The organism is Parashewanella hymeniacidonis, from assembly GCF_016900895.1.
GTDB classification, from domain to species: domain Bacteria; phylum Pseudomonadota; class Gammaproteobacteria; order Enterobacterales; family Shewanellaceae; genus Parashewanella; species Parashewanella hymeniacidonis.
Window position 1 is genome coordinate 1 of the sequence record NZ_JAFEUN010000166.1, and the last position, 6,222, is coordinate 6,222.

The following is a 6,222-nucleotide window of genomic DNA, read 5'->3' on the forward strand; positions in this document are numbered from 1 at the left end:
AACAAAAGTCAGCATCCCGACAAAAAGAAAGCGAGCTTGGATGAAAACAGGTTATCTTGAAAAAGTTTTGAAGGCTGGCCTAACAGAGGTGAGTAAAATTTAAACACTCACGCGGTTGCCCTGTAAATTAGACAATTTACAAATATATATTCAAAGAGGTGGATATAAGTAATACTTATACACCTATAAGACTATAATAAGTAAATTAATTTTAAATTTAAAAACATAAGAAAATATTGGTTAAAAATCATAATAAGTAAAGTTTAACCCATGAAAATAACCACCAAATAAACAATTTAAGGCGAAACCATGGAAAAACCAAGTTTGCTATGGCACGATTACGAGACTTTTGGAGCTCGCCCAGCAAAGGACAGACCATCTCAATTTGCAGGTATTCGTACTGATTTAGATTTAAATATCATTGAAGAACCAATTAGCTTTTACTGTAAACTATCACCCGATTATCTACCTCAGCCTGAAGCCATTTTTGTTACCGGCATCACTCCACAAATCGCAAATACTCGCGGTATACCTGAAGCCGAGTTTATGCAACGCATTAATCAAATATTCAGCGTGCCTAATACTTGTGTCGTTGGCTACAACTCACTCCGATTTGATGATGAAGTGAGCCGCTATGGTTTTTTTAGAAATTTCATTGACCCATATGCACGCGAATGGCAAAACAATAATTCTCGCTGGGATATCATTGATTTAGCCAGAGCATGTTACGCATTTCGCCCTGAAGGAATTAACTGGCCTACCAATGAAGATGGCAGCCCAAGTTTTAAGCTTGAGAGATTAACTGCTGAGAATGGGCTTTCACACGAAAGTGCCCATGATGCAGTTTCAGATGTTAAAGCGACCATTGCATTTGCAAAGCTCATTAAAGATAAACAGCCAAAGTTATACGTTTACTATTTCAACTTACGTCGTAAACAAGCCGTCTCGGCTCAGGTGGATGTATTAAATATGCAGCCATTAGTACATGTAAGCTCTAAAATTCCTGCTAAACATGGCTGTACTACACTCATTGCACCTGTCGCTCACCATCCAGATAATAAAAATGCCATTATTTGCGTTAATTTAGCAATGGACATTCAACCGCTTATCGATTTAGACGTTGACGATATTCGCTCTCGTATGTATACATCTAGAGCGGAACTGAGTGAAGAGGAATTACCTATTCCCGTTAAGCAAATACACGTAAATAAATGCCCTTTTGTCACAACAGCTAAAACTCTGAATGAAGAAAATGCTGACCGTCTAGACATAGATATCGCCTTTGCTAGAGAGCAATATAAAAAGCTAAAACAAAATCCGCATATCAGAGAAAAATTAACAGCGTTATTTAGTGAGAGTCATTTTACTAATGATGCAGAAGTTGATCCCGATGAATCTCTTTATTCTGGTGGTTTTTTCAGTCAAGCTGACAAAAATAAAATCTCAATCGTTCGTCAAACCACTCCACAAAATCTTGCCGCATTAGAGTTGAGTTTTGAAGATCCACGTCTTGAGAAAATGCTATTTCGTTATCGAGCTCGTAATTACCCTGAAACGTTAAGCAGCGATGAAGCAATCAAGTGGAAGGATTTTTGCCAAGCGAAGCTTAATGATCCAGATTATATTCTTAGAATTGAAAACTTACTTCATGACACTGAATCAGATGAAAATAAACAGAAATTATTAGCCGCATTATGCAGTTACTTACAGTCTTTGTAAATTTATGGTTAAATGACTAACAAACGCTTAATAATTAAGAAAAACAATAGATAAATGAGAGGCTAATCGCATTATCTTAATTTGATCTTATTTAGAATCGAGCTCCATAAACATAAAAATTGAGGACAAGGGACATGCAAGATAGATTTGTTCAAAGCATTGCCCAATTGCCACCTTTATTGGCACAAGCGCTAGTGCCGCTATTGGATGATGAATTTTCAGGACATTTTGACGCTAAACAAGTAGAACAACTTCAACGCATCTGTGGTTTGCAAGAGCATGAACTACTGATGGCGATGTTGCCTGTTGCTGCTGCTTTGGCTAATCCACCAATCAGTGAGTTTTACGTCGGTGCTATTGCTCGTGGAGCAAGTGGCGACATTTATATGGGAGCGAACTTAGAGTTACCAGGCGAAGCACTTGGTCACTCTGTTCATGCAGAACAAAGTGCCATTAGCCATGCTTGGTTACTGGGCGAACGCCACATTACCGATATTGTTGTCAATTACAGTCCTTGTGGTCATTGCCGTCAGTTCATTAATGAACTTGTCGAAAGCCAAAATATTCGAATTCATTTACCAGAACAAGAAACTCAGCCTTTATCGTATTACTTACCGTATGCGTTTGGACCTGAAGACTTAAATATAACTACGCCTCTATTAGTTTCTGAAGCTGTACAAATGAAATTAGTAAGTGAGGATCCCGTCGTTTTAGAAGCAACCCATCAAGCTAATAAAAGTTATGCACCATACAGTAAGAATTACTGTGCGGTAACACTTGAATTAGAGGATGGCTCACTGTATTCAGGTCGATATGCTGAGAATGCTGCTTTTAATCCATCAATGCAGCCAATGCAAATGGCGCTGACAAATCTAGTAAGACACAATCGTCAATACAGTGAAATAAAGCGAGCTGTTTTAGTCGAGTCTGCTGAAGGAAAAATCAGTTTGGCTAATGCGAGTTTAAATGCACTGCATGATCTGACGTCTGTCGAATTAGAACATGTTGTTGTCGAGCTTGAAGGTTAAATATAATTAAGGCGAGAGTCATCGACCCTCGCCTTTAATTTACTTCTTATAAGATTCTAATCTTGCCATTAGACTTGATGTATCCCATCGGCGACCGCCGATGTTTTGTACTTCTTGATAATACTGATCAACCATAGCGGTTAATGGTAATGCACTGCCATTTTTACGCGCTTCATCTAATGCAATACCTAAATCTTTACGCATCCAGTCTACAGCAAAGCCAAAGTCATACTCACCTTTTAGCATGGTTTGATATCGGTTTTCCATTTGCCAGCTTTGAGCAGCACCTTTGCTGATGACTTCCACAACCTTTTCCCCATCTAGACCCGCATTTTTTGCAAAATTTAAGCCTTCAGCCAATCCTTGCACAACACCTGCAATACAGATTTGATTCACCATTTTTGCAAGCTGTCCAGCACCCGCTTCACCAATCCGTTCTGCGCAACGGGAAAATGCCATAATGATAGGTTGAGCTTTATCAAAGATAGCTTGATCGCCACCTACCATTACCGTTAATGCACCGCTTTCAGCACCAGCTTGACCACCTGATACCGGAGCATCTAAAAAGCCTATGTTTTTTCCCGCTAAAACAGAATATAACTCTCGAGCAACTTCGGCTGATGCCGTGGTGTTATCAATAAGTGTAGAGCCAGGTTCTAAGCCTTGCAGGATTCCGTTGTCACCAAGTACAACTTGTCTTAAGTCGTCATCATTGCCAACGCAAGAAAAAACAAACTCGCAGCCTTTTACAGCGTCTTTAGGTGTGAGAGAGAAAGTACCACCAAACTCACTTGCCCAAGTTTCAGCTTTGGATGTTGTTCGGTTATATACAGTGACTTCATGTCCAGCTTTTTTTAGGAAGCCAGCCATTGGATAACCCATTACACCTAAACCTATAAATGCGACTTTTGCCATTAAAATCCCCTAGTGACCAATTCTTTAAAAATTGGTTTTAACTTGCCATAAATTTTGCTGTGTGCCGAGTATAAACTCTGATATTGATCAGAAACACTTTGCTCCGGTTGAATGCGTTCTTTAATTTTAACCATGTTATCTCTGGCAGATACAAGATCAGGGTATACTTTTTCTCCAACAGCACAGCACATTGCTGCCCTTAATGCAGAAGCTTCATCCACATCAATAGTTTCGACAGGTCGATTAAAAATGTTTGCAGCCATTTGTAACACCTGTTCACTTTTGCTGCCACCGCCAGTAATTCTAACCACTGCAATTGGAAAATTATGTTTCTTTTCCAATCGGATTAATGCGGCCTTTAACGTAAATAATACGCCTTCTATCGCTGCACGATAGAGATGAAAACGAGTATGCTTTGGCGTAAAGCCTACAATACTTCCTTTAGCTTCAGGGCCAGGGAAAATAACACCTTGCGACCACGTTGGACTGAGCATTAGACCTTCTGAACCAGCTGGAATATTTTCGATTTCGGTGCAAATGTATTCTTCAACACTTTTACCAAGCAATCTTGCTTTGTCTTTATCTTCTTTACCAAACTCATCTATCAACCAAGTCAGTAGCCAAAATCCTCTTTCCAGCTGAACTTCATTAATATGTTGATTCTCAAGCAATGAAGGGAAAGAAGGCATATAGCGAAAGGTTTCTTGGTAGTTATCGAGTCCTATACTGATACTTGCAGCACTGCCTAAACTTACATTGGCAATCCCTCGTTCACCAGAACCTCCAGCGAACATCTCACAATTTTTATCACCGCCAGCCGTATAAACTTTGGTTGTCGGCTCCAGTCCCGTGTCTTTCGCAAAATTAGCGCATATGTTGCCAATAAAATGGGTTGCGGGTACTAAATCAACCATCTGCTTACGATTGCAAGCTAATGCCTGCCAACGCCAACTTAGCGATTCCGCCCAAGCTAAACGCTGGTAATCAAATGGTAAATAAGCTACTTGACTTGCAATGCTATCAATAAGCTTTGCTGAAATCTTATGTGTCAAATAACCACTAAATAAAGCAACTTTATCTGCAAAATCAATGAGTTCTGGTTTATGTTCTTTTAAATAATTTACCTTAGCTGCCTTTCTTAAAAAGGTAATTCGACTGGTCATGCCAACGACTTTGAAAGCCAAACGAAAATACCAACTCATCGTCGACAGTTTGGTTTCGTCAGCGAGTCTTGTGTCTGACCACATGAAAATTGGAGATATCGGTTTATGCTTATTATCAAGCAATACACTTGAAGCTCGTTGAGTTGTTAGTGCTACTGACGTAATTAAAGAAGGATCAATATTATTTGCAGTAAGTAAACGCCTGACAGATTCAACAAGCTTTTGATAACAATACTCAGGATTTTGCTCGGCAGAACCCTTTTCGCCATCAACAAATGGCTCTACTTTAATTTGAGATTGATAAAGCGCTTTTCCCGCTTTATCAAATATGATAGCTCTGACACTTTGAGTTCCATAATCCAAAGCCAGAAAGTGCTTAACATTCATTTATTATTATATTTGTGACAAAGAAGTTACATAGTCTCAAGTCTACCATTAGATAAACTTGAAACCACATAGAAGAAGGAAAAGAAGAGTAACTATTTTAAACGCTAGATAAGAACATTAAGCTTCATGAACAAATGATTCCATTTCTGCGCCAATCTTTTTGCGCATTTCCATCAGTCTAATTGCAGAGTCCCTGAGGTAAATGTCATGTTCTGTTTCAGGCTCCCATTGAGGAACCGGCGTCGATTTACCATCAGCATTAACCGCAACCATTATCACCAAACAATGGGTTTTCAGATATTTATCCGTTTCAGTTGGATCTCCAGCTCGAACATCAATACCGATATGCATAGAAGTTCTTCCGGTATAGAGGACCTTAGCATTAACTTCTATCATATTACCTACATGAATAGGCTCGACAAAGCGAATGCCTCCAGCATAAGCTGTAATACAATATTTACCACTCCACTGCGCCGCACAGGCATAAGCCGCTAAATCAATCCATTTCATTACAGCACCACCATGAACTTTACCACCAAAGTTCACATCAGCGGGCTCAGCAAGAAACCTCAAACTCATTTCACGTTCTTGACCTTCCATTTTCCATCCTTTTGTCAATATTGATCACTTTTTGAGTTTAGGTGAAAAAAGTAAAACTAAGTAGCTTTAATTTTTTCTATTTTTTTTGGATTGCACATAAGGGACTGCAAATTAAAATTGGCAAGAATTTGTAAATATCTTCAAAAGTAAACTATTGCTATTTTTTGATACAAACTTGGGCATGTTTAGTTTATAACTGACATTTCGCACTGAGATCTCCTAACATTCAACAATAATTACTCACAGGAAACCTAGGTAGAAAGATCACAACACATATAGCGAATAGGTCACAAAATAATAGCGAATAGATCACAGACGAACGGTGACATTTTAAGCATAATTACCTACTTATTCAGTTTCTGAGTCTTTCTATGATTACAGCCGCAGAAATTAGAAGTATTCCATTAGAT

General features: G+C 38.8%; 5 protein-coding genes. 2 read left to right on the top strand and 3 right to left on the bottom strand.

The genetic code is table 11. The features are described from left to right. Positions 1–309: 309 nt before the first annotated feature. Positions 310–1,719: an exodeoxyribonuclease I gene (gene sbcB, locus JQC92_RS20495; RefSeq protein WP_205001394.1), complete on the top strand. Its 1,410-nt coding sequence runs from the start codon at positions 310–312 to the stop codon at positions 1,717–1,719. 134 nt (positions 1,720–1,853) lie between these two features. Beyond that, on the top strand, positions 1,854–2,747 hold the full coding sequence (gene cdd, locus JQC92_RS20500; RefSeq protein ID WP_205001395.1) for a cytidine deaminase: 894 nt from the start codon (positions 1,854–1,856) through the stop codon (positions 2,745–2,747). Positions 2,748–2,786: 39 nt separating this feature from the next. Here cdd and JQC92_RS20505 read toward each other — a convergent pair whose 3' ends face one another. The 3 genes from JQC92_RS20505 to JQC92_RS20515 form a co-directional block, all read right to left on the bottom strand. Beyond that, complete coding sequence (locus JQC92_RS20505) at positions 2,787–3,662, bottom strand: NAD(P)-dependent oxidoreductase (RefSeq protein ID WP_205001396.1); 876 nt, start codon at positions 3,660–3,662, stop codon at positions 2,787–2,789. Next, complete coding sequence (locus JQC92_RS20510; RefSeq protein ID WP_205001397.1) at positions 3,662–5,212, bottom strand: FGGY-family carbohydrate kinase; 1,551 nt, start codon at positions 5,210–5,212, stop codon at positions 3,662–3,664. The genes JQC92_RS20505 and JQC92_RS20510 overlap by 1 nt, the downstream gene beginning before the upstream one ends. A gap of 117 nt (positions 5,213–5,329) precedes the next feature. After that, positions 5,330–5,812: an acyl-CoA thioesterase gene (locus JQC92_RS20515; protein WP_205001398.1), complete on the bottom strand. Its 483-nt coding sequence runs from the start codon at positions 5,810–5,812 to the stop codon at positions 5,330–5,332. Positions 5,813–6,222: the final 410 nt, after the last annotated feature.